Origin of the sequence: Rhizobium sp. AG855 (assembly GCF_003610655.1) — a bacterium.
Taxonomy (GTDB): Bacteria; Pseudomonadota; Alphaproteobacteria; order Rhizobiales; family Rhizobiaceae; genus Allorhizobium; species Allorhizobium wuzhouense.
Window position 1 is genome coordinate 1980256 of sequence record NZ_RAQG01000003.1, and the last position, 21071, is coordinate 2001326.

The 21071-nt window shown below is 61.3% G+C and carries 17 protein-coding genes; 5 read left to right on the forward strand and 12 right to left on the reverse strand.

Annotated elements, in window-relative coordinates; genetic code table 11:
* Positions 1–8: 8 nt before the first annotated feature.
* Positions 9–380, reverse strand: a complete 372-nt coding sequence (locus DFO46_RS09765) for a response regulator (protein ID WP_062274548.1) — start codon at positions 378–380, stop codon at positions 9–11.
* 137 nt (positions 381–517) lie between these two features.
* Between DFO46_RS09765 and DFO46_RS09770 the strand changes: the two genes are divergently transcribed.
* The 5 genes from DFO46_RS09770 to DFO46_RS09790 all read left to right on the forward strand — a co-directional run bounded on the left by DFO46_RS09770 (position 518) and on the right by DFO46_RS09790 (position 5027).
* Positions 518–811 carry a DUF3572 domain-containing protein gene (locus DFO46_RS09770; protein ID WP_110793342.1) on the forward strand — a complete coding sequence of 98 codons (294 nt, stop codon included), beginning with the start codon at positions 518–520 and terminating at the stop codon, positions 809–811.
* Entirely contained in the window at positions 811–1443 is a 633-nt protein-coding gene (locus DFO46_RS09775) for a hypothetical protein (RefSeq protein ID WP_120277146.1), read from the forward strand. Before DFO46_RS09770 ends, DFO46_RS09775 begins: the two co-directional genes overlap by 1 nt.
* Positions 1444–1552: 109 nt before the next feature.
* Positions 1553–2839: a DNA polymerase IV gene (locus tag DFO46_RS09780; RefSeq protein ID WP_120277147.1), complete on the forward strand. Its 1287-nt coding sequence runs from the start codon at positions 1553–1555 to the stop codon at positions 2837–2839.
* Positions 2840–2924: 85 nt separating this feature from the next.
* The gene (locus DFO46_RS09785; protein ID WP_245422543.1) at positions 2925–3653 is read left to right on the forward strand and encodes a YoaK family protein; all 729 of its coding nucleotides are present in this window, start codon (positions 2925–2927) and stop codon (positions 3651–3653) included.
* Positions 3654–3782: 129 nt separating this feature from the next.
* Positions 3783–5027: a L,D-transpeptidase family protein gene (locus DFO46_RS09790; RefSeq protein WP_120278202.1), complete on the forward strand. Its 1245-nt coding sequence runs from the start codon at positions 3783–3785 to the stop codon at positions 5025–5027.
* A gap of 6 nt (positions 5028–5033) precedes the next feature.
* Here the strand turns inward: DFO46_RS09790 and dnaE are convergent, their stop codons facing one another.
* The 11 genes from dnaE to nuoL all read right to left on the reverse strand — a co-directional run bounded on the left by dnaE (position 5034) and on the right by nuoL (position 21071).
* Positions 5034–8534: a DNA polymerase III subunit alpha gene (gene dnaE / locus DFO46_RS09795; RefSeq protein ID WP_120277149.1), complete on the reverse strand. Its 3501-nt coding sequence runs from the start codon at positions 8532–8534 to the stop codon at positions 5034–5036.
* A gap of 330 nt (positions 8535–8864) precedes the next feature.
* A complete protein-coding gene (locus DFO46_RS09800; RefSeq protein WP_110793577.1) occupies positions 8865–9554 on the reverse strand; it encodes an ABC transporter ATP-binding protein in 690 nt (229 codons plus the stop codon).
* A 14-nt stretch (positions 9555–9568) separates the two neighbouring features.
* On the reverse strand, positions 9569–10876 hold the full coding sequence (locus tag DFO46_RS09805; RefSeq protein ID WP_120277150.1) for a lipoprotein-releasing ABC transporter permease subunit: 1308 nt from the start codon (positions 10874–10876) through the stop codon (positions 9569–9571).
* A 48-nt stretch (positions 10877–10924) separates the two neighbouring features.
* Entirely contained in the window at positions 10925–12247 is a 1323-nt protein-coding gene (gene proS / locus DFO46_RS09810) for a proline--tRNA ligase (RefSeq protein WP_120277151.1), read from the reverse strand.
* Positions 12248–12773: 526 nt separating this feature from the next.
* Positions 12774–13049, reverse strand: coding sequence for a DUF1467 family protein (locus tag DFO46_RS09820; protein ID WP_110793348.1), 276 nt, complete (start codon positions 13047–13049; stop codon positions 12774–12776).
* A 127-nt stretch (positions 13050–13176) separates the two neighbouring features.
* Complete coding sequence (mce, locus tag DFO46_RS09825; RefSeq protein WP_110793349.1) at positions 13177–13581, reverse strand: methylmalonyl-CoA epimerase; 405 nt, start codon at positions 13579–13581, stop codon at positions 13177–13179.
* 68 nt (positions 13582–13649) lie between these two features.
* Positions 13650–15317: a ribonuclease J gene (locus DFO46_RS09830; RefSeq protein ID WP_110793350.1), complete on the reverse strand. Its 1668-nt coding sequence runs from the start codon at positions 15315–15317 to the stop codon at positions 13650–13652.
* A gap of 20 nt (positions 15318–15337) precedes the next feature.
* Positions 15338–16102 (reverse strand): biotin--[acetyl-CoA-carboxylase] ligase, encoded by a 765-nt coding sequence (locus DFO46_RS09835; protein ID WP_120277153.1) that lies wholly within the window; start codon positions 16100–16102, stop codon positions 15338–15340.
* Entirely contained in the window at positions 16099–17544 is a 1446-nt protein-coding gene (nuoN, locus tag DFO46_RS09840) for an NADH-quinone oxidoreductase subunit NuoN (RefSeq protein WP_110793351.1), read from the reverse strand. Before nuoN ends, DFO46_RS09835 begins: the two co-directional genes overlap by 4 nt.
* A gap of 18 nt (positions 17545–17562) precedes the next feature.
* A complete protein-coding gene (locus DFO46_RS09845) occupies positions 17563–19074 on the reverse strand; it encodes an NADH-quinone oxidoreductase subunit M (RefSeq protein ID WP_120277154.1) in 1512 nt (503 codons plus the stop codon).
* Positions 19074–21071: an NADH-quinone oxidoreductase subunit L gene (gene nuoL, locus DFO46_RS09850; protein ID WP_120277155.1), complete on the reverse strand. Its 1998-nt coding sequence runs from the start codon at positions 21069–21071 to the stop codon at positions 19074–19076. Before nuoL ends, DFO46_RS09845 begins: the two co-directional genes overlap by 1 nt.

Below are 21071 nucleotides of genomic sequence, written 5' to 3' on the forward strand. Positions count from 1 at the left end.
TCGGCTCCTCACGCATCCCCGAGATAGGTCTTGATGGTCTCGATGAATTTGGGAACCGAAATCGGCTTGGAGACATAGGCTTCGCATCCGCCCTGGCGGATACGCTCCTCGTCACCCTTCATGGCGAAGGCGGTTACCGCAATCACCGGGATCACGTGCAGATCGGGATCGTCCTTCAGCCACTTGGTCACTTCAAGTCCGGAGACCTCCGGCAGCTGGATGTCCATGAGAATCAGATCGGGCTTGTGGCGGCGCGCCAGATCCATCGCCTCCATGCCATTGCGGGTCTGCACCGTCTCATAGCCGGAGGCCTCGATAAGATCGCGGAAGAGCTTCATGTTCAGCTCATTGTCTTCGACAATCATTACCTTTTTCGGCATCCACCCGGTCCTTTGTCCCGCATCTTCAGGGTTCCGTTGCCAGACCCAGGCGCGAGTTCGCATCTTCCGTCACCCTACATGCTAGTGCTATTTGGTTTCGAAATCGGTAATTTGCCAGGGAAACAGGAAAAGACTTTATGAAAAACAGAGATATACCTGCGAGCGCCGAAGACACAGCAGTCGCTGTCCTTGGCTGGCTGGCCAACGAGCCGGACATGCTCTCGCGGTTCCTCGCCCTGTCCGGCGTGCAGCCGGGGCAGATGCGGGATGCTGTCAACGACCCCGGCTTTCTCGCCGGCATGCTGGAATTCCTGATGCAGCACGAACCGACCCTCATGGAATTCTGCCAGGCAACGGACACCAAACCCGAGGTGGTCGTTGCGGCCTATCACCACTATGTGCGACCCGGGCTCGATTCGGGCGAGTTCTGATGCTCACCGATCTCGACCACATCAAGCTTGCCGACCGGCCGCTTATCGTCTGCGACGTCGACGACGTGGTGCTGCAGTTTGCCACGCCTTTCGAAGCCTTCCTGCTGGAGCGCGGCTACAGCCTGCTGCCGCGCTCGTTCAAGCTGACCGGCAATATCGTCGACGCCGCAGAGACGGCGCTGAATGATGTGGCGGTCAAGGCTTTGATCCACGACTTCTTCATCGAGCAGGACCGCTGGCAGACGCCTTTCGCCGAAGCCGTGGACAGCCTGCATGCGCTGGCGGAAGAGGCCGATCTCGTCTTTCTCACCGCCATGCCGCCGCGACACGCGGAAGTGCGGCGCCGGCTGCTCGACCGGCTGACGCTCTCCTACCCGATGATATCAAGCGAGGAGCCGAAGGGACCGATCGTTGCGGCGCTGCATGGCAAGCGCGCCCTGCCCCTTGCCTTTGTCGACGATATGGTCGGCAATCTGCGCTCGGTCGGCGAACATGTGCCGGACTGCGCGCTGGTCTATCTGCCGCCGGATGTCGCGATTTTCCGCTTTGCGCCGGATCCGGAGCCGCATGTGCTGCGGGCACAAGACTGGGCCGAGGCACGGGGTCTGATCGAGACGCATTTCCGCAATTGAGTGGAGGTTTCGACAAAGGACGTGGGGACAGGCTGACTGCGCCGAGCGTGGCTCTTGTCATGCGTCGGGGCGCGGCATAGGGTTGGCATGTTCAACCTTTGTTCCCGCGATGTCAACGACCGACCATCTTCACCCCGGCTTCTGCCGTGACTGCCTGAAAGGGCAGCCCGATGGACTGCGGCGCTGTCGCGCCTGCGGCAGTCCCCGGCTGGTCTATCATCCGGAACTCTATGACCTGACACTCGCGCATGTCGATTGCGATGCCTTCTACGCGGCGGTGGAGAAACGCGACAATCCCGAACTCGTCGACAAGCCCGTGATCATCGGCGGCGGCAAACGTGGCGTTGTCTCGACCGCCTGCTATGTGGCGCGCATCCATGGGGTGCGTTCGGCCATGCCGATGTTCAAGGCGCGGGAGGCCTGTCCGCAGGCTGTCGTGATCAAGCCGGACATGGAGAAATATGTGCGCGTCGGACGCGAGGTGCGGGCGCTGATGGAGGAGTTGACGCCGCTGGTGCAGCCGATCTCGATCGATGAGGCCTTTCTCGAACTGCGTGGCACGGAGCTTCTGCATCACGATCCGCCGGCGCGGGTGCTGGCGCGCTTTGCCCGTCGGGTCGAACAGGAAATCGGGATCACGATCTCGGTTGGCCTGTCCTACTGCAAGTTCCTCGCCAAGGTTGCTTCCGACCTGCAGAAGCCACGCGGCTTTTCTGTGATCGGGGCTTCGGAGGCGATCTCATTTCTCGCCGACAAGCCGGTGACGCTGATCTGGGGCGTGGGCAAGGCGCTGGCCGCCACACTGCAGGCCGACGGCATCCGCACGATCGGACAGTTGCAGGTGATGGAGGAAGCGGCCCTGATGCGGCGCTACGGCGTCATGGGACAGCGGCTGGCGCGGTTGTCGCGCGGCATCGACGACCGCAGCGTGCATCCCAACGATCCGGCCAAGAGCGTCTCGGCCGAGACGACGTTCTTCGACGATATCAGCAAGCCGGAAGACCTGATCGTACATCTGCGGGAACTCTCCGAAAAGGTTGCCTGGCGGCTGAAGCGGCATGGGATCGCCGGCCAGACTGTCGTGCTGAAACTGAAGACTGCCGACTTCAAGTCGCGGACCCGCAACCGGCGGCTGGACGATCCGACGCAATTGGCGGACCGAATCTTTCGCACGGGCATGGCGCTTCTGGAGAAGGAGGCCGACGGAACGCGTTTTCGCCTGATCGGGATCGGGGTCAGCGATCTGAGGGATGCGGCCACGGCCGATCCGCCGGATCTGGTCGATGCGCAGGCCACACGGCGGGCGGCGGCGGAAGCGGCGATGGACAAATTGCGCGACAAGTTCGGCAAGGGTACGGTACAGACCGGTTACACCTTTCCCGGAAAGCGGTCTTGAGTCTGACATGGCCCTACCCCACGCCCACGAACCGAGGCCTCAGCCGGCTTTGCGCCCCCACCGAGCAGATCGGCGATGGCGCCATTTGCGGATCGCGGCCTCCTATCGCCGCCGGCGTGGCAATGACCTTCTGCTCGGCATCATTCTCGCCTTCATCGCGGGGGCCATGAATGCCGGCGGCTTCCTGGCTGTCGGGCGCTACACCTCGCACATGACCGGTGTCGTCTCCTCCATCGCCGACGATCTGGCGCTCGGCTTGTTTGGTCTGGTTGGCGCGGGGCTGGCACTGCTTTTTTCCTTCCTGTCCGGCGCCGCCTGCTCGGCAATCCTGATCAACTGGGCGCGGCGGCATGCAAGGCGTCAGCAATATGCCTATCCGCTGGCACTCGAATCCGGCCTGCTGATCGCCTTTGCCGGTCTCGGCACGCTCCATGACGCTGCCGTCGCGCCGGCCACTGCCGTGCTCCTGTGCTTCGTGATGGGACTGCAAAATGCGACGATCACCAAGATTTCCGGTGCCCGCATCCGCACCACGCATCTGACCGGCATGGTGACCGATATCGGGATCGAGCTCGGCAAGTTCGCCTATCTCGGGATCGCCCGCCTGCTGTCGCATCCGCCCATCCCCGTCGATGGTCGAAAGCTCTCGATCCTGCTTCCGATCGTCTCGATGTTCTTCTTCGGCGGACTGGTGGGCGCACTGGGCTTCAAGCATCTCGGCCATGCCTTCGCGCTGCCGATCGCGGCACTCCTGCTGGCCGTCGCCTCGCCGCAATTGCAGGGACGACGGCGGGCACAAACGGCCGGCGGCTGACGGAAAAAGCCTGGGGACAGCCGATCAAACATCCGTGTACCGGACACGTCGTCCAGCGATTGCGAAACTTTTCTTAAACTTCGCCGGATACTATCGCGCCATCCTGTTTTGCGTATTCCCGGTCGTATCATGTTCAAGCGTTTCGCCCTCGCCTTCAGCCTTGGCCTCATGGCCAGCAGCGCCCTTACCAACTCCGTTCTTGCCGCCGATCGTGGCCCCTTGCAGATCTACGTCTCCAAGGCGATGCAGACGCTGACCGTCTATGATGGCGACGAGCTTCTGATGACATCGAAGGTGTCGACCGGCAAACCCGGCCATACGACGCCCTCCGGAATCTTCTCGATCCTCGAGAAGCGCAAATATCACGAATCCAACATCTATTCGAACGCGCCGATGCCCTTCATGCAGCGGCTAACCTGGTCGGGCATTGCGTTGCACGAGGGCAAGGTTCCCAATTATCCGGCCTCGCATGGCTGCGTGCGACTGCCAAACGGCTTTGCCAAGACGCTGTTTTCGATGACCGAACGCGGCGCCCATGTGATCATTACCGACGAGCCGGTGACACCGCAGCCGATCTTTGCCGCCAACCTGTTCGTTCCGCGTCAACCCGTCCCCGAAGGCGGATTGCTGTCGGATGCCGAATTGCGCCCGACCAAGATCGAGGCGTCGCTCAAGCCCGTCGAAGTCGCGATGAACGAGGTCTTGCCCAAGGCCGGCGCCGCCGCCCAGCTGGTGCTCGACGATGAGCCGCCGCTCCGTATTCTCATCACCCGGCGCAGCCAGCGCGAACAGGTGCGCGACGTGCAGGAAATGTTGACCGAACTTGGCTTCGACGCCGGGGCCACGGACGGCGTGCTCGGCAGCCAGACGCTGGCTGCGATCCGCGGCTACAAGCGCTGGAAGTCGATCGAAAAGGACGGCGAAATCCTCTCGCCCCGCTTCATCACGGCGCTCACGGCATCGGCCGGCCGCGGCAAACCGCTCGACGGACTGATCATGGTCCGGCAGAAGTTCAAGCCGATCTACGAGGCGGCGATCGGCATCCGCGAGCCCGAAAAGGGCCTGGGCACGCATTTCATCGAAGCGAGCCACGTCGACCGTTTCAAGGGCAAGGTGGAATGGCGCAGCGTCAGTATCGAGAACCATCTGCCCGCCCCAACGCTGAAGCGCCTGGGCATTACCGAGCCTGCCGATGACGTCAACCGCGTGACGGCAGAAGACGCTCTCGCCCGGCTCGACATCCCGGGCGATGTCAGAGCGAAGATCGAGACCATGCTGAGCGAAGGCTCATCCATCACGATCTCCGACAGCGGGATCGGCCCGGAGACCGGCGACGGGACCGATTTCATCACCGTGACGCGCAAGAAGGGGTGAGCGCCCTCACACCAGTTCGACATCCAGCACGCCCGGCGTCGAGCGCATGGCAGCGGCGATTTCCGGGGAGATGCGGAAGCGCTCGGTGAGTTCGACCTCGATCTCGCGCTTGCCCTCGTCCTTGATGACGATGAAGGACACCAGGCCATCGCCGCGGGCATTGAGGTGGGCAGCGACCGCGCGCAAGGGGCCGGAATCGCGTACATAGACACGCATCGCCTTCTGCATGCGGATCGACTGCTCCTCCAGCGACTGTGCCGTCTGAATGCGCAGACCGACACCTTCCGGACGCTCTTCGGCGGCGACCGTGATGACCAGCGACTTGCCGGATTCGAGCAGGTCGCGATACTGGTTAAGCCCTTCTGAGAAGAGCACCGCTTCATACTGGCCGGAGGCATCCGAGAAGGTGACGATGCCCATCTTGTTGCCGGTGCGCGTTTTCCGCTCCTGCTTCGAGATCACGGTTCCGGCCAGACGCCCAGCTGTCGCCCCCTGTTTTACCGCGACCGAAAAATCGGCAAAGTTCTGGACGCGCAGCTTGTCGAGCAGGCTGCGATAGGCATCCAGCGGGTGGGCCGAGAGATAAAATCCGAGCACCTGGAACTCGCGCATCAGCTTTTCCGAGGAGAGCCAGGGCGTATAGGGCGCAAAGGCGATCTGCTCCGGACCGCTGGCGCCGCCTGAACCGAACATGTCGGACTGGCCGCTCACGGCATTTTCCTGGGCACGCTGAGCATAACCCATGATGCGGTCGAGGCTGCCGATCAGTTCGGCGCGGTCACGGCCGAAGCAGTCGAAGGCACCCGCGGCGATCAGGCTTTCGAAGACGCGGCGGTTGATCTGCTTGGGGTCGATGCGCAAGCAGAAATCCTCGAGGCTTGCGAACGGCGTATCGCCGCGCACCTCGACGATGTGTTCGACGGCATTTTCGCCGACGCCCTTGATGGCCGCCAGCGCGTAATAGATGCGGTTCGGGCCGGTCTGGAAATGGCGGTACGAGGTCTGGACCGACGGCGGCACCACCTCGATGCCAAGGCGGCCGGCATCCTGGCGGAAGTCGACCAGCTTTTCGGTGTTGGCCATATCGAGCGTCATCGACGCTGCCAAGAACTCGACCGGGTAATGCGCCTTCATATAGGCGGTCTGGTAGGAGACGATGGCGTAGGCGGCGGCATGCGACTTGTTGAAGCCGTAGTTTGCAAACTTGGCGAGCAGTTCGAAGATATTGTTGGCCTGCGGCTTGGAGACGCCATTCTTCATCGCACCGTCGACGAAACGGGCCGACTGCTGGTCCATCTCGGCCTTGATCTTCTTACCCATGGCGCGGCGCAGAAGGTCGGCTTCGCCGAGCGAATAGCCTGAGAGCACCTGGGCGATCTGCATGACCTGCTCCTGGTAGACGATAACGCCCTGCGTTTCCTTCAGGAGATAGTCGATCTTGGGGTGGACGGAGGCCAGTTCCTCCTCGCCGTGTTTGCGGGCATTGTAGACGGGGATGTTCTCCATCGGACCCGGGCGATAGAGCGCCACAAGCGCGATGATGTCCTCGATGCAGTCGGGGCGCATGCCGATGAGGGCCTTGCGCATGCCGGCGCTTTCCACCTGGAACACGCCGACGGTTTCGCCGCGCGAGAGCATCTCGTAGGTGAGCGTGTCATCGAGCGGGATCGCCGCCAGATCCACCTTGTGGCCGCGCTGCTCGACGACGAAATCGACGGCGGTTTTGAGCACCGTCAGCGTCTTCAGGCCGAGGAAGTCGAATTTGACCAGGCCGGCCTGCTCGACCCATTTCATGTTGAACTGGGTGACCGGCATATCGGAGCGCGGATCGCGATACATCGGCACCAGCTTCGACAGCGGGCGGTCCCCGATGACGATACCGGCGGCGTGCGTCGAGGCGTGGCGGTAGAGACCTTCGATCTTCTGGGCGATTTCGAGCAGACGCGCGACAACAGGCTCTTCGGCGGCCGCTTCCTGGAGCTTGGGTTCCTCCTCGATCGCCTTGGAGAGTGGCGTCGGGTTGGCGGGATTGTTCGGCACGAGCTTGCAGATCTTGTCGACCTGCCCATAGGACATTTCCAACACGCGGCCGACGTCGCGCAGAGCGGCACGCGCCTGCAGCGATCCGAAGGTGATGATCTGTCCCACCTGCTCGCGGCCGTATTTCCGCTGCACATAACGAATGACCTCTTCGCGGCGCTCCTGGCAGAAGTCGATATCGAAGTCAGGCATCGAGACGCGTTCCGGATTGAGGAAGCGTTCGAACAGCAGCGAGAAGCGCAAGGGGTCGACGTCGGTGATGGTCAGCGCGTAGGCGACCAACGAACCCGCACCCGAACCGCGGCCCGGACCGACCGGAATATCATGCTGCTTGGCCCACTTGATGAAGTCCGAAACGATGAGGAAGTAGCCTGGGAACTTCATGCGCTCGATGACCGAGAGCTCGAATTCCAGCCGTTCGCGATAGTCCTTCTCCTCGTAACCCGGCGCCATGCCCAAGGCGGCGAGACGATTGTCGAGACCCTCGATTGCCTGGCGGCGAAGCTCCAGCGCTTCCTCGCGTTCCGCCTCTTCCGGATCGTCGCTCCCGCCGGTGAATCGCGGCAGGATCGGCTTACGGGTGGAGAGTACGAAGGAGCAGCGCCGGGCGATTTCGACCGTATTGTCCAGGGCTTCCGGCAGGTCGGAAAACAAGGCCTGCATTTCGGCACGGCTCTTGAGGTAATGGTCCGGTGTCAGGCGGAAGCGATCATCATTCGACACGATGGCGTTATGGGCGACCGCCATCAACGCGTCATGGGCATCGTAATCATCGCGCGCCGGGAAGAAGGCTTCGTTCGTTGCCACCAGCGGCAGGTCATGGTCGTAAGCAAGTTGCACCATGCGGCGCTCGTGGCTGCGGTCGTAGTTGCCATGGCGCTGCAATTCGACATAGAGGCGATCACCGAAGAGATCCTTCAGGGTCAAAAGGCGCGTTTGTGCCTGCGTTGCATGCCCATCGCGCAGCGGGCGATCAACAGGCCCACCGCCTGCACCGGTCAATGCAATCAGGCCCTCGGTGCCGCTTTCCCTCAGCCAGGAGACCTTGACATGCACCGGCTGGCCGGCATCGCCGCCGAGATAGGCGCGACTGACCAGATCGACAAGACGCTCATAACCCGCAGCATCCGAGGCAAGCACGACGATGGCCGGCAGATCCGGCATATGGCCATTGCCGCCCCGCTTCTCACCGGTCGAGTCTTCCATATCGATCGACAGCTGGCAGCCGATAATGGGCTGTACGCCATCACCGATCGCCTTCTGGGAGAATTCGAGCGCGACAAAGAGATTATTGGTGTCGGTAATCGCAATCGCCGGCTGGTCGTCGGAGACGGCCTTGCCAAGGATTTTTTTCAGCGGGAGCGCACCTTCGAGTAGAGAATAGGCCGAATGCACCCGAAGATGCACGAAGCCCGGTCCCGTCAGCGATCCGGAAGGTGCGTCGATCCCGCTTGTGCTCTCGCCCATACCGTCCATTCCTCGCATTACATTGAATCACCGAGATTTTCGATGTTCGCGTCTGCGAAGTCCAGTCACGTTTGTGGCGATCGGCAGGTGTCTACAGGTTTCGTCGATGCCCGCTCACAGAGCGAGCATCAGGAGGGTCATGCTGGCAACGAATACGGCCATGGAGGTGAATGCAGCAACGTCACGAATAATTTCGGTCATGTCTGTCTCCTATTTCCTCTATGTTTGTATTTTGTTCCCTTCTTGTTCTTCTGTCAACCCTAAAAAAGCCAAGGCACGCACGGGAACAAAATTCCCACTCGCGCAACGAAACCAAGGATGTAGAGTGGATCAGGCCTGGATTTCGACGACCTTGCCGTCGATGAGCGTCACGCAACGATCCATGCGCCGCGCAATCTCGTGATTGTGGGTCGCGATCATCGCCGACAGGCCCGACTGGCGCACAAGCGCTTCGAGGGCGGAGAAGACATAGGACGCCGTCTCGGGATCGAGATTGCCGGTCGGCTCATCCGCGAGCAGGACAAGCGGTGCGTTGGCAACGGCGCGGGCAATCGCCACGCGCTGCTGCTCGCCGCCGGAAAGTTCGGCCGGACGATGATCGGCACGGTGGCCGACGCGCATATAGTCGAGCAACTGCTTGGCGCGCTCGGCCGCTTCCTTGCGGGTCAGGCCGGCGATCAACTGCGGCATCATCACATTCTCAAGCGCTGAGAATTCCGGCAGCAGGTGGTGGAACTGATAGACGAAGCCGACGGAGTTGCGGCGCATTGCGGTCCGCTGTTCGTCGGGCAGCTCCTGGCAGGCAACGCCCCCCAGTGTCACTTCGCCGGCATCCGGATGCTCCAGGAGACCCGCGACATGCAGAAGTGTCGACTTGCCCGTGCCCGAGGGAGCGACCAGCGCCACCGTCTCACCGGTGCGCAGGGTAAAATCAGCCCCCTTCAGGATCGAGAGCACGGTTTCGCCCTGACCGTAATGGCGGTCGATGCCGGTGAGAGACAGAACGATGTCGTTGGCCATCGGGATCGGCATCCTTATTCGTAACGCAGGGCCTGGACAGGATCCAGGCGCGAGGCCCGCCAGGCCGGGAAGATGGTCGCCATGAAGGACAGGCTGAGCGCCATGACCACGACAGAGACCGTCTCGCTGACATTCATGTCGGCGGGCAGCTGGCTGAGGAAATAGAGTTCGGGGTCGAACAGAACGGTGCCCGAGATCCAGGAGAAGAACTGGCGGATGCTCTCGATGTTCAGACAGACGATGATGCCGAGCGCGACGCCTGCAAATGTGCCCGCTGTGCCGATGGCAGCGCCCGTCATGAAGAAGATGCGCATGATGGCGCCCGAGGTCGCCCCCATGGTACGCAGGATCGCGATGTCGCTCGCCTTGTCCTTCACCAGCATGATCAGGCCGGAGATGATGTTGAGAGCGGCGACGAGCACGATCAGTGTCAGGATCATGAACATGACGTTGCGCTCGACCTGCAGGGCCGAGAAGAAGGTCTGGTTGCGCTGGCGCCAGTCCGTGACGAAGATCTGCCGGCCAGCGGCCTGTTCGATCAGCGGCCGCAGCCGGTCGACGTCGTCGGGGTTGTCGATGAACAGTTCGATCGACTGAACGATGCCTTCGACGTTGAAATAGAGCTGCGCCTCTTCAAGCGGCATGTAGATGATCGAGGCATCATATTCCGACATGCCGATCTCGAAGATGCCGGAGACGGGATAGGATTTGACCCGCGGATTGACGCCAAGCGGCGTGATATCGCCTTCCGGGGAAACAAGCGTGATCGTATCGCCAGCCGACAGGCCGAGCTGTGCTGCCATGCGCGAGCCGATCAACACGCCCTGCCCTGCGGCAAAGCCGACCATGTCACCTTGGCGTATGTTCGAGGAGACAACGGAGAGCTTGGTGAGGTCATCGGGTCGAATGCCCCGGACCAGAGCGCCGCTGCCCGCCCCTTCGCGGCCGGAGGCGAGTGTCTGGCCCTCAACGAGCGGCAGCGCCATCTTGACGCCCTCGACAGCGCTGAAGCGCGTGGCCAGTTCGGCATAATCGGACAGCGGCTGATCGACCGGCTGGACGATCATGTGGCCGTTGATGCCGAGGATGCGCGAGACAAGCTCCGTCCGGAAGCCGTTCATGACAGCCATGACGATGATCAGCGTCGCGACGCCCAGCATGATGCCGATGAAGGAGAAACCGGCGATCACCGAGATGAAGGCTTCCTTTCGCCGGGCGCGCAGGTAGCGCCAGGCCACCATGCGTTCGAAACCGGAAAAGGCACGCGCAGGCAAACCCTTGTCGGATCCTGCCGTGTCGTTGCCAGCAGCCTTGCTCGCCATGGTCACTCCTTGCCCTCAGGTCAGTCCGACAGCGTCAAGCCGTCAAGGTCAGGCGGTCAGCTTGTTGATCGCCGCCTCGATCGTCATCGTCTCGCGGGCGCCGGTCTGGCGGTCCTTGAGTTCGATTTCGCCTGATGCCACGGAGCGCGGCCCGGCGATGATCTGGACGGGAACGCCGATGAGATCGGCGGTCGCGAACTTGGTCCCTGCCCGGTCGTCCGTGTCATCATAGAGCACGTCCTTTCCGGCAGCCTGCAGCGCTGCATAGAGCGTTTCGCAGGCCTTGTCGCAGGCCTCGTCGCCGGCCTTCATGTTGATCACCACGGCATCGAAGGGCGCGACGGAGGCCGGCCAGATGATTCCGTTGTCGTCATGCGAGGCTTCGATGATGGCGGGAACAAGGCGTGTCGGGCCAATGCCGTATGATCCCATGTGGACAAGGTGCTCCTTGCCGTCAGGACCTTGGACCTTGGCACCCATCGGCTCGGAATATTTCGTGCCGAAATAGAAGATATGGCCGACCTCGATGCCGCGGGCCGACAGACGATCGTTTTCGCCGATGGCGCCGAAGGCCGCTTCGTCATGCATTTCCGACGTCGCCGCATAGACCGAGGTCCACTTGTCGAAGATCTTCTGCAGACCGGCGACATCGTCGAATTCAGTATCAACAGACGGAATGTCGAAATCGACGAAGCTCTTGTGGCAGAAGACCTCCGATTCACCCGTGTCGGCGAGAATGATGAATTCGTGGCTGTGATTGCCGCCGATCGGGCCGGTATCGGCGCGCATCGGGATCGCGCGCAGGCCAAGGCGATCGAAGGTGCGCAGGTAAGCGACGAACATCTTGTTGTAGGAATGGATCGCATCGGCCTGGGTCAGGTCGAAGGAATAGGCATCCTTCATCAGGAATTCGCGCGAGCGCATGGTGCCGAAGCGCGGGCGGATCTCGTCGCGGAACTTCAGCTGGATGTGGTAGAGATTGAGCGGCAGGCTCTTGTAGGACTTCACCGACGAGCGGAAGATGTCGGTGATCATTTCCTCATTGGTCGGGCCGTAGAGCATCGGACGGTCCTGGCGGTCCTTGATGCGCAGCATTTCCTTGCCGTAGTCCTCGTAGCGACCGCTTTCCTGCCAGAGCTCGGCCGACTGGAGGGTCGGCATGGAGAGCTCGATGGCGCCGGCGCGGTTCTGCTCTTCGCGGATGATCGCGTTCACCTTGTCGAGCACGCGCTTGCCGAGCGGCAGCCAGGAATAGATGCCCTGGCTCTGCTGGCGGATCATGCCCGTCCGCAACATCAGGCGGTGGGACACGATCTCCGCTTCCTTGGGGTTTTCCTTGAGGATCGGCATGAAGTAGCGCGACAGACGCATAACGAATTCCAGACAGTTGACGATGCCGCGCGGCCGCGCGGAATCAGCGATTGAAGACGGATATCAGGATGCGTTCATAGCCGGTTGGACTCCAGAAGAAAACCCGCAAGCCGGAGACAGTCCAATCGCCCACAGGCAGGCGGCGTGCGCACCCTCAACGACCCGCAAGCACAGCGCAGACTGGCAATTCATGACGGAGATGCGACAGATTTGCACGCCCAAAATTTTTCCGTTTACTGTTACAATTCTGCAAGATTTGGGGGTGACAACGTCCATAGTTTGGGCTAGGTTCAGCCCACAAAAGAGGCAAGGAGTTCAAATCTTTGCCATTCTCGCGGTCAAGTCTTGGGAGGATCAGATCTTAGGCGCGCTTTGTCGCAGCCCCTTAATTGGTGAAGGATCACGCGATACTTGGAACAAGGTCTTTTGACCTTGTTTTTTTTTGCCCTTCCGACAGGCATTCGCCTTCAGTCTGAGGACCGGCGAGCCGACACACTCTTCCTAGCTACCCTTCGACGTGTTTGGCTTATTGCTGGACAAGGCCCGGCACAAAAACCGGCAGATCCTTGAAACCCCATCCGAAGTAAGTCTCCGCCACATACCAGGCGCCATAAATGGCGCCGGATACAAGCGTGGTCAGCAGCATAACGCGGCCGCCGCGGAAGCGGCTCGGAGCGCTTGCAACGGTGCCCGGCACCACGGACTGGTCCTCTTCCTGCGTGCGCATGCCGATCGGCAGGATGGCAAACAAAGTCAGCCACCAGATGACGAAATAGACGGCCAGGCCCGAAAGGAATGCCATGGTACTTGCTCCACGTTCAGGCCGCGCGATGTCATGACCGGCGGCACGGACTTCCTATAAGCGCACAGACCATACCAGACAAAGGTCAAAGCGTCGCATGCGGGGAAAACTGCAGGGTCCGGGTTGATCAGACCTGTTCGAGTTCGATCAGCGTGCCGAAGAAATCCTTCGGGTGCAGAAAGAGAACCGGCTTGCCATGCGCGCCGATCTTCGGCTCGCCAGAGCCGAGAACACGGGCGCCCGTTGCCGACAACTGGTCGCGGGCAGCGAGGATATCCTCAACCTCATAGCAGATGTGATGCATGCCGCCGGAAGGGTTCTTGTCCAGGAAAGCGGCGATGGGAGACTCGGCACCGAGCGGCTCCAGCAGTTCGACCTTGGTATTCTCAAGCTCGACAAATACCACCGTCACGCCATGCTCCGGCAACGCCTGGGCCTGGGAGACATGGGCACCCAGCGTATCCCGATAGCTCGCCGTAGCTGCGGCGAGATCGGGGACGGCGATGGCGATGTGATTGACGCGGCCCAGCATGAGCAACCTCCGACAAGTCTTCAGGACAAACGTGGCGCCAGATTATGCGAAGCACCCGTTGCCGTCTGTCAGACTTTGGTCAGGAACACGGTGACGACAGGCTTCTTGCCCCAGACCTCGTTGGCGGTGGAACGAACCGCACGCCGGATGGCCTCGCGCACTGTGCCCAGATCCTTGCGACGGCTGCGCGGAATGCTTTCGACGGCACCCAGGACGGCGTCGTAGAGCGTGTCTTCCATGGCCTCGCCCTCGAAATCATATTCGGGCAGGCCGATCGGCACGACATCGGGGTCGCCGAGGAAGTCGAAACGACTGTCGAGCACGACGTTCACTGCGACATGGCCGACATAGGACAGCTTCTTGCGATCACCGATGCCCATCTCTTCCATGTCGCCGAGCAGACGGCCATCCTTGTAGACGCGGCCGAACGGCGCCTGATCGATGACTTCGGCAGGGCCCGGCGCCAGTCGCAAAATGTCGCCATTGCGCACGCGCGGCACCGTCTTGATGCCGGCCTGCAGACCAAGCTCGGCCTGGGCGACAAGATGGGCGGCTTCGCCATGCACGGGAACCAGAATTTCCGGACGGGTCCACTCGTACATCTTCAAAAGTTCATTGCGGCGCGGATGGCCAGAGACGTGCACCAGCGCTTCCGCGTCGGTCACAATATGCACGCCCTGTTCGACCAGGCCATTCTTGATGTCCTGGATTGCCTTTTCATTGCCGGGAATGGCGCGCGAGGAAAAGACGACCGTATCGCCCGACGTCAGTGCGACATTGCGCATTTCGTCCCGCGAGAGCTTGGCGAGAGCCGCGCGCGGCTCGCCCTGGCTGCCGGTCAGGATCACGACGACCTTGTCGCGCGGAATGAAACCGTATTCGTCTTCGGCGATGAAGGGACGAAGGCCCTGCATGATGCCGATATCCTCGGCCACTGCCGTGACGCGCTTCAGCGAGCTGCCAAGCAGCAGCACTTCGCGGCCGGCGGCTTCGGCCGCCTGGGCAATCGAGCGGATACGGCCGACATTGGAGGAAAAGGTGGTGATCGCGACACGGCCCTCGGCCGCCTCAATGATCTTGCGCAGGCCTTCGGAGACGGCTTCTTCCGAGGGCGATACGCCGTCACGCATGGCATTGGTGCTGTCGCAGAGAAGTGCCAGTACGCCTTCGTCGCCGACGGCGCGGAATCGGGCTTCATCGGTCATCGGGCCGAGCGACGGATTGTGGTCGATCTTCCAGTCACCGGTATGCACAACATTGCCGAGCGGCGTACGGATGACCAGCGACATCGGCTCGGGGATCGAGTGGTTGACGCCGATTGCCTCGATTTCGAAAGGCCCGACATTGATCCGGTCGCCCTGCTTGAAAGGCGTGATCGGAATTTCGGCGCGCGAGCCTTCATAATCGCGCTTGGCTTCCAGCATGCCGGCGGTAAAGCCCGAGGCATAGACGGGCACGTTGAGGCCCGGCCAAAGATCGTTCAGCGCACCATAATGGTCCTCGTGGGCATGGGTGATGATGATGCCTTTGAGGTTCTTCTTCTGCGACTTCAGGAATCGCAGGTCGGGAAGGACGAGGTCTACGCCCGGCAGATCCGGGCCGGCAAAAGTCACGCCACAATCGACCATGATCCATTGGCGATTGGACGGCGGACCATAACCGTACAATGCGAGGTTCATCCCGATTTCCCCTACACCGCCCAGCGGGAGGAAAACCAGTTCGTCGTTCTTGGCCATTCTTTCTTTCCGATCCAGTCTTACCCGAAAAACACGTCACCGGCGGCGATGGACAGAGTTCCAGCCGCGCTGTCGAGCAATAAAAGTCCCTTATCATCAATTCCAGAAAAGATACCTGAAATCGACCGATCCGGCAGGTTCACCGTGATTTTCTCGCCGATGCCGCAGGCAACCTGGCGCCAGCGCGCAACGATTTCGCCGATGCCCCTGCCCTCGTCCCAGACCGACAGCGCATCCGCCATGTTGACGAAGAGCCGGGCAAAAAGCTCATCGGGCGAAATCGATACGCCCTGATCTGCGAGCGAGGTCACCGGGTATTGCGCAAGATCAGGCCGCGCCAGGATGTTGATACCTATGCCGATGACGAGAGCCATTCTGCCATCGGGCAGTCGCTCCGCCTCAAGCAGAATGCCCGACGTCTTGCGGCGATCAATGAGCACATCGTTCGGCCATTTGATATCGACGGTTGCGCCACCGAGCGGCATCACGGAGATGATAGTCTGATGGACCGCCAGCGCCACCGCGAGCGGCAGCGAGCCCAATTCCTCAGGGGGAGCAAAATCCACCAGCAGCAGCGAGGAATAAAGATTGCCCCGCTCGGACACCCATTGGCGGCCGCGACGGCCTCTACCGCCGGTCTGGCGCTCCGCCGTTACCCAGAGAAAACCGGAATCGCCCGCGCGAGCGCGGGCGAGTGCTTCCGTATTGGTGGACGATACCTCGTCCAATGCGACATGCCGGAAATCGTCGATCGATATCCGGCGGGCCTTGCCGACGCCGCTCAATTAAACAGCGTCTTTGCAGCCGCTTCTGCAGCGGTGCCGAGCGGTCCACCGAACAGGACGTAGCCGACGACAAACAGGCCCGAAAGACCGAAGACGAGGCGTAGTTCGATGGCCGTGCGGTCGAATTCACCCTTGGCTTCGTCGAACCACATCACCTTGACGATGCGGAGATAGTAGTAGGCACCGATGACCGAGGCGACGACGCCAATGATGGCGAGCGCATAGAGCTTGGCTTCGATGGCCGCGACAAAGACGAAGTACTTGGCGAAGAAGCCGGCCAGCGGCGGAATGCCGGCAAGCGAGAACATCAGCGCGGTCAGGACAAAGGCCATGAAAGGACGCGTGGTCGAGAGGCCAGCGAGGTCGTCGATGCTCTCGACATTGCCACCTTCCTTGCGGCGCATCGCCATGATGCAGGCGAAGGTGCCAAGCGTCATGACCAGATAGATCATCATGTAGAGCAGCACGCCGGCGACGCCGGTGTCGTTGCCGGCTGCAAGACCAACCAGCGCGTAACCCATGTGACCGATGGAGGAATAGGCCATCAGTCGCTTGATGTTCTTCTGACCGATGGCCGCGACAGAGCCGAGCACCATAGAGGCGATCGAGATGAACACGACGATCTGCTGCCATTCGGCGAAGATCGGCAGGAAGGCATCAATGACGATACGGACCAGGATGGCCATGGCGCCGATCTTCGGCGCAGCCGCCAGGAAAGCGGTAACCGGGGTCGGGGCGCCTTCGTAGACGTCCGGCGTCCACATGTGGAACGGAACAGCGGAAATCTTGAAGGCCAGGCCAGCCAGCACGAAGACGAGGCCGAAGATCAGGCCAAGACCCGGCTCGCCCTGCGACAGGACAGCGGCGATCTGCTCGAAGCCGGTGTTGCCGGTGAAGCCGTAGACCAGCGACATACCGTAGAGCAGCATGCCCGAAGAGAGCGCGCCGAGGACGAAGTACTTGAGGCCAGCTTCAGTCGAGCGCAGGCTGTCGCGATTGATGGCGGCGACGACATAGAGGGCCAGCGACTGCAGTTCCAGCGCCATGTAGAGCGTGATCAGGTTGTTGGCCGAGATCATCAGCATGACGCCGAGGGTTGCCAGAACCAGCAGGACCGGGAACTCGAACTTGTCGAGGTGGTCGTAGCGGGCATGGCCAACCGCCATGATCATCGCGGTGATCGAACCGATCAGCGCGAGGATCTTCATGAAGCGGGAATAGCCATCGGCGATATAGGCGCCGTTGAAGGCCTGGCCCGAGGGATCCGAGACGATCAACCAGGCACCCGAGAAGACGAGGAGTGCAACAGCCAGCCCCGTGACGACGTTGGTCGACCGATCGCCGGAAAACACACCGATCATGAGCAGCACCATGGCACCCACGGCCAGGATCAATTCCGGCGTGACCAGATGCAGGCTTGCAATGAGAGTTTCAACGGTCATGTCCAAAGGATCCTGTCGTCAGTTCGCAGTCAGCGCCAGAGACTGGGCTGCTTGCAAGGCTGCGGAATAGTTGTTCACCAGGTGATCGACGGAAGCCGCAGTCGCGTCGAGGATCGGCGCCGGGTAGACACCGAAGAAGATGGTGAGGGCAATAAGCGGGTAGAGCACGAGCTTTTCGCGGGCGGAAAGATCGAGCAGGCTCTTCAGGCTCTCCTTCTCCAGCGCGCCGAAGACAACGCGGCGATAGAGCCACAGCGCATAGGCCGCCGAGAGGATGACGCCCGTCGCAGCGAAGAGAGCCACCCAGGTATTGGCGCGGAAGACGCCGATCAGGGTGAGGAATTCGCCGATGAAGCCAGAGGTGCCCGGCAGGCCGACATTGGCCATCGTGAAGACCATGAAGGCGAGCGCATATTTCGGCATGTTGTTGACCAGACCGCCATAGGCCGCGATGTCACGGGTATGGAGGCGGTCATAGATCACGCCGACGCAGAGGAAGAGCGCACCGGAGACGAAGCCGTGGCTGATCATCTGGAAGATCGCACCCTGCACGCCCTGCGTATTGGCGGCGAAGATACCCATCGTGACATAACCCATGTGGGCGATCGACGAATAGGCGATCAGCTTCTTGATGTCTTCCTGCATCATCGCGACCAGCGAGGTGTAGATGATGGCAATGACGGACAGCGAGAAGACGAAAGGCGCGAAATAGTCGGAGGCCAGCGGGAACATCGGCAGCGAGAAGCGCAGGAAGCCGTAGCCGCCGAGCTTCAGGAGGATACCCGCCAGAATCACAGACCCTGCCGTCGGTGCCTGAACGTGCGCGTCAGGAAGCCAGGTGTGAACCGGCCACATCGGCATCTTCACCGCAAAGGAGGCGAAGAAGGCGAGCCATAGCCAAGTCTGCATCTGCGGCGGGAAGTCGTACTGCAGCAGAGCCGAGATGTCGGTCGTGCCGGCTTCCCAGTACATGGCCATGATCGCGAGCAGCATCAGCACCGAGCCGAGCAGCGTGTAGAGGAAGAACTTGTAAGACGCGTAGACGCGATCCTTGCCGCCCCAGACACCGATGATGATGAACATCGGGATCAGGCCCGCCTCGAAGAAGACGTAGAAGAGCACGATGTCGAGCGAGACGAACACGCCGAGCATCAGGGTCTCGAGGACGAGGAAGGCGATCATGTATTCCTTCAGGCGCTTCTCGACCGAGTTCCAGCTGGCGAGAATACAGAAGGGCATGAGCAGCGTGGTCAGGACGACGAAGAGCACCGAAATGCCGTCGACGCCGACGCGGTAGGAAATGCCGGTGCCGAGCCAGGCGTGCTCTTCCACCATCTGGAAGCCGACATTGGAATTGTCGAAGTTCATCCAGACGAAGAGCGACACGACGAAGGTGAAGACCGTCGTCAGCAGCGAGACATTGAGGATGTTGCGGCGACCCTGCACCGTGTCACCCCGGGTCAGCAGAAGCAGAGCCACGCCGACCAGAGGAAGGAAGGTGACCGTCGAGAGAATGGGCCAGTCGGTCATCAGAGGGAGCTCCCGAGCATCATCCAGGTAATGAGGGCCGCAATGCCGATCAGCATCGCGAAGGCATAGTGATAAAGGTAACCCGACTGCAGGCGGACGACCTTCTGGGTCAAGCCGCCGACGGCTGCGGCAACCCCGTTCGGGCCGTAGGCGTCGATGGTGGCAACGTCACCCTTCTTCCACAGGAAGCGACCAAGCGCCTTGGCCGAGCGGACGAAGAGGAAGTCGTACATTTCGTCGAAGTACCACTTGTTGAGCAGGAACTGGTAGAGCAGCCACTGGCTCTCGGCGAGCTTCTTCGGCGCCGACGGGTTCTTGATATACATGTACCAGGCGGTGACGAAACCAACGACCATGGCGACGAAGGGGCTGAGCGCGACCCAGGCCGGCACGTGGTGGAATTCTTCCAGCAGTTCGTTTTCCGGCAGCGTGAAGAGCGCGCCCTTCCAGAACTCCATGTATTCGTGGCCGTAGAAGAAGCCCTCGAAGACGACACCGGCAAAGACGGCGCCGATGGCGAGCAGGAAGAGCGGCAGCAGCATGACCATCGGCGATTCATGCACGTGATGCATGACGTCGGCCGAGGCGCGCGGCTTGCCGAAGAAGGTGAGGAACATCAGGCGCCACGAGTAGAAGCTGGTGAACAGCGCGGCGATGACCAGCATCGAGAAGGCGAAGCCGGATACGGCCGAGTGCGATGCATAGGTCGCCTCGATGATCACGTCCTTGGAGAAGAAGCCGGCAAAGCCGAAAGAGGTGAACGGGATGCCGACGCCGGTGATGGCGAGCGTGCCGAGCAACATCATGCGGAAGGTCCACTTGATGTGCGGACGCAGGCCGCCCATGTGGCGCATGTCCTGCTCGCCGTCGACGGCATGGATGACCGAGCCGGCGCACAAGAACAGCAGCGCCTTGAAGAAGGCATGTGTGAAGAGGTGGAAGATCGCGGCACCATAAGCGCCGACGCCAAGCGCCACGAACATGTAGCCGAGCTGCGAGCAGGTCGAATACGCGATGACGCGCTTGATGTCGTTCTGCACCAGACCGACGGTCGCGGCGAAGAAGGCGGTGATCGCACCTACGACGGTGACGACCGTCAGGGCATCATGCGACAGTTCGAAGAGCGGCGACATGCGGGCGACGAGGAAGACGCCGGCGGTGACCATGGTTGCGGCATGAATGAGGGCCGAGACCGGGGTCGGGCCTTCCATGGCGTCCGGCAGCCAGGTGTGCAGCAGGAACTGTGCCGACTTTCCCATGGCGCCCATGAACAGCAGCAGGCAGGCGCCGGTCAGCGCATGGCTGCGATCGAGCTGCATGCCGAAGAGGTTCAGCACAACTTCCGGCGAGCCTGCGCCTTCAGCCGGCAGATAGGACTGGGCCGAGGCGAAGATCGTCTCAAAGTTGATCGAGCCGAACATCACGAAGACGGCACCGATGCCGAGGATGAAGCCGAAGTCGCCAACGCGGTTGACGATGAAGGCCTTCATGGCGGCGGCCGATGCGGACGGCTTCTTGAACCAGAAACCGATCAGCAGGTACGAGGCCAGACCGACGCCTTCCCAGCCGAAGAACATCTGCAGCAGGTTGTCGGAGGTCACCAGCATCAGCATGGCGAAGGTGAAGAGCGAGAGATAGGCGAAGAAGCGCGGCCGATGCGGATCGTGGTGCATGTAGCCGATCGAATAGAGGTGAACGAGGCACGAGACCGAGTTCACGACGATCAGCATGACGGCCGTCAGCGTATCGACGCGCAGCGCCCATTCGACGTCGATGCCGCCGGACTGGATCCAGCGCAGGACCGGAACCTTGATGACTTCATGCGCTTCATGGCTGAGCGCCACCTGGAAGAACACGACCCAGGAGAGAAGCGCCACGACGATCATCAGACCGGTGGTCACGTATTCCGATGCCTTGGCGCCGATCTGGCGTCCGGCGAGACCAGCGATCAACGCGCCAATCAGAGGAAGAAAGACAATAGCCTTGTAGATGAGCAT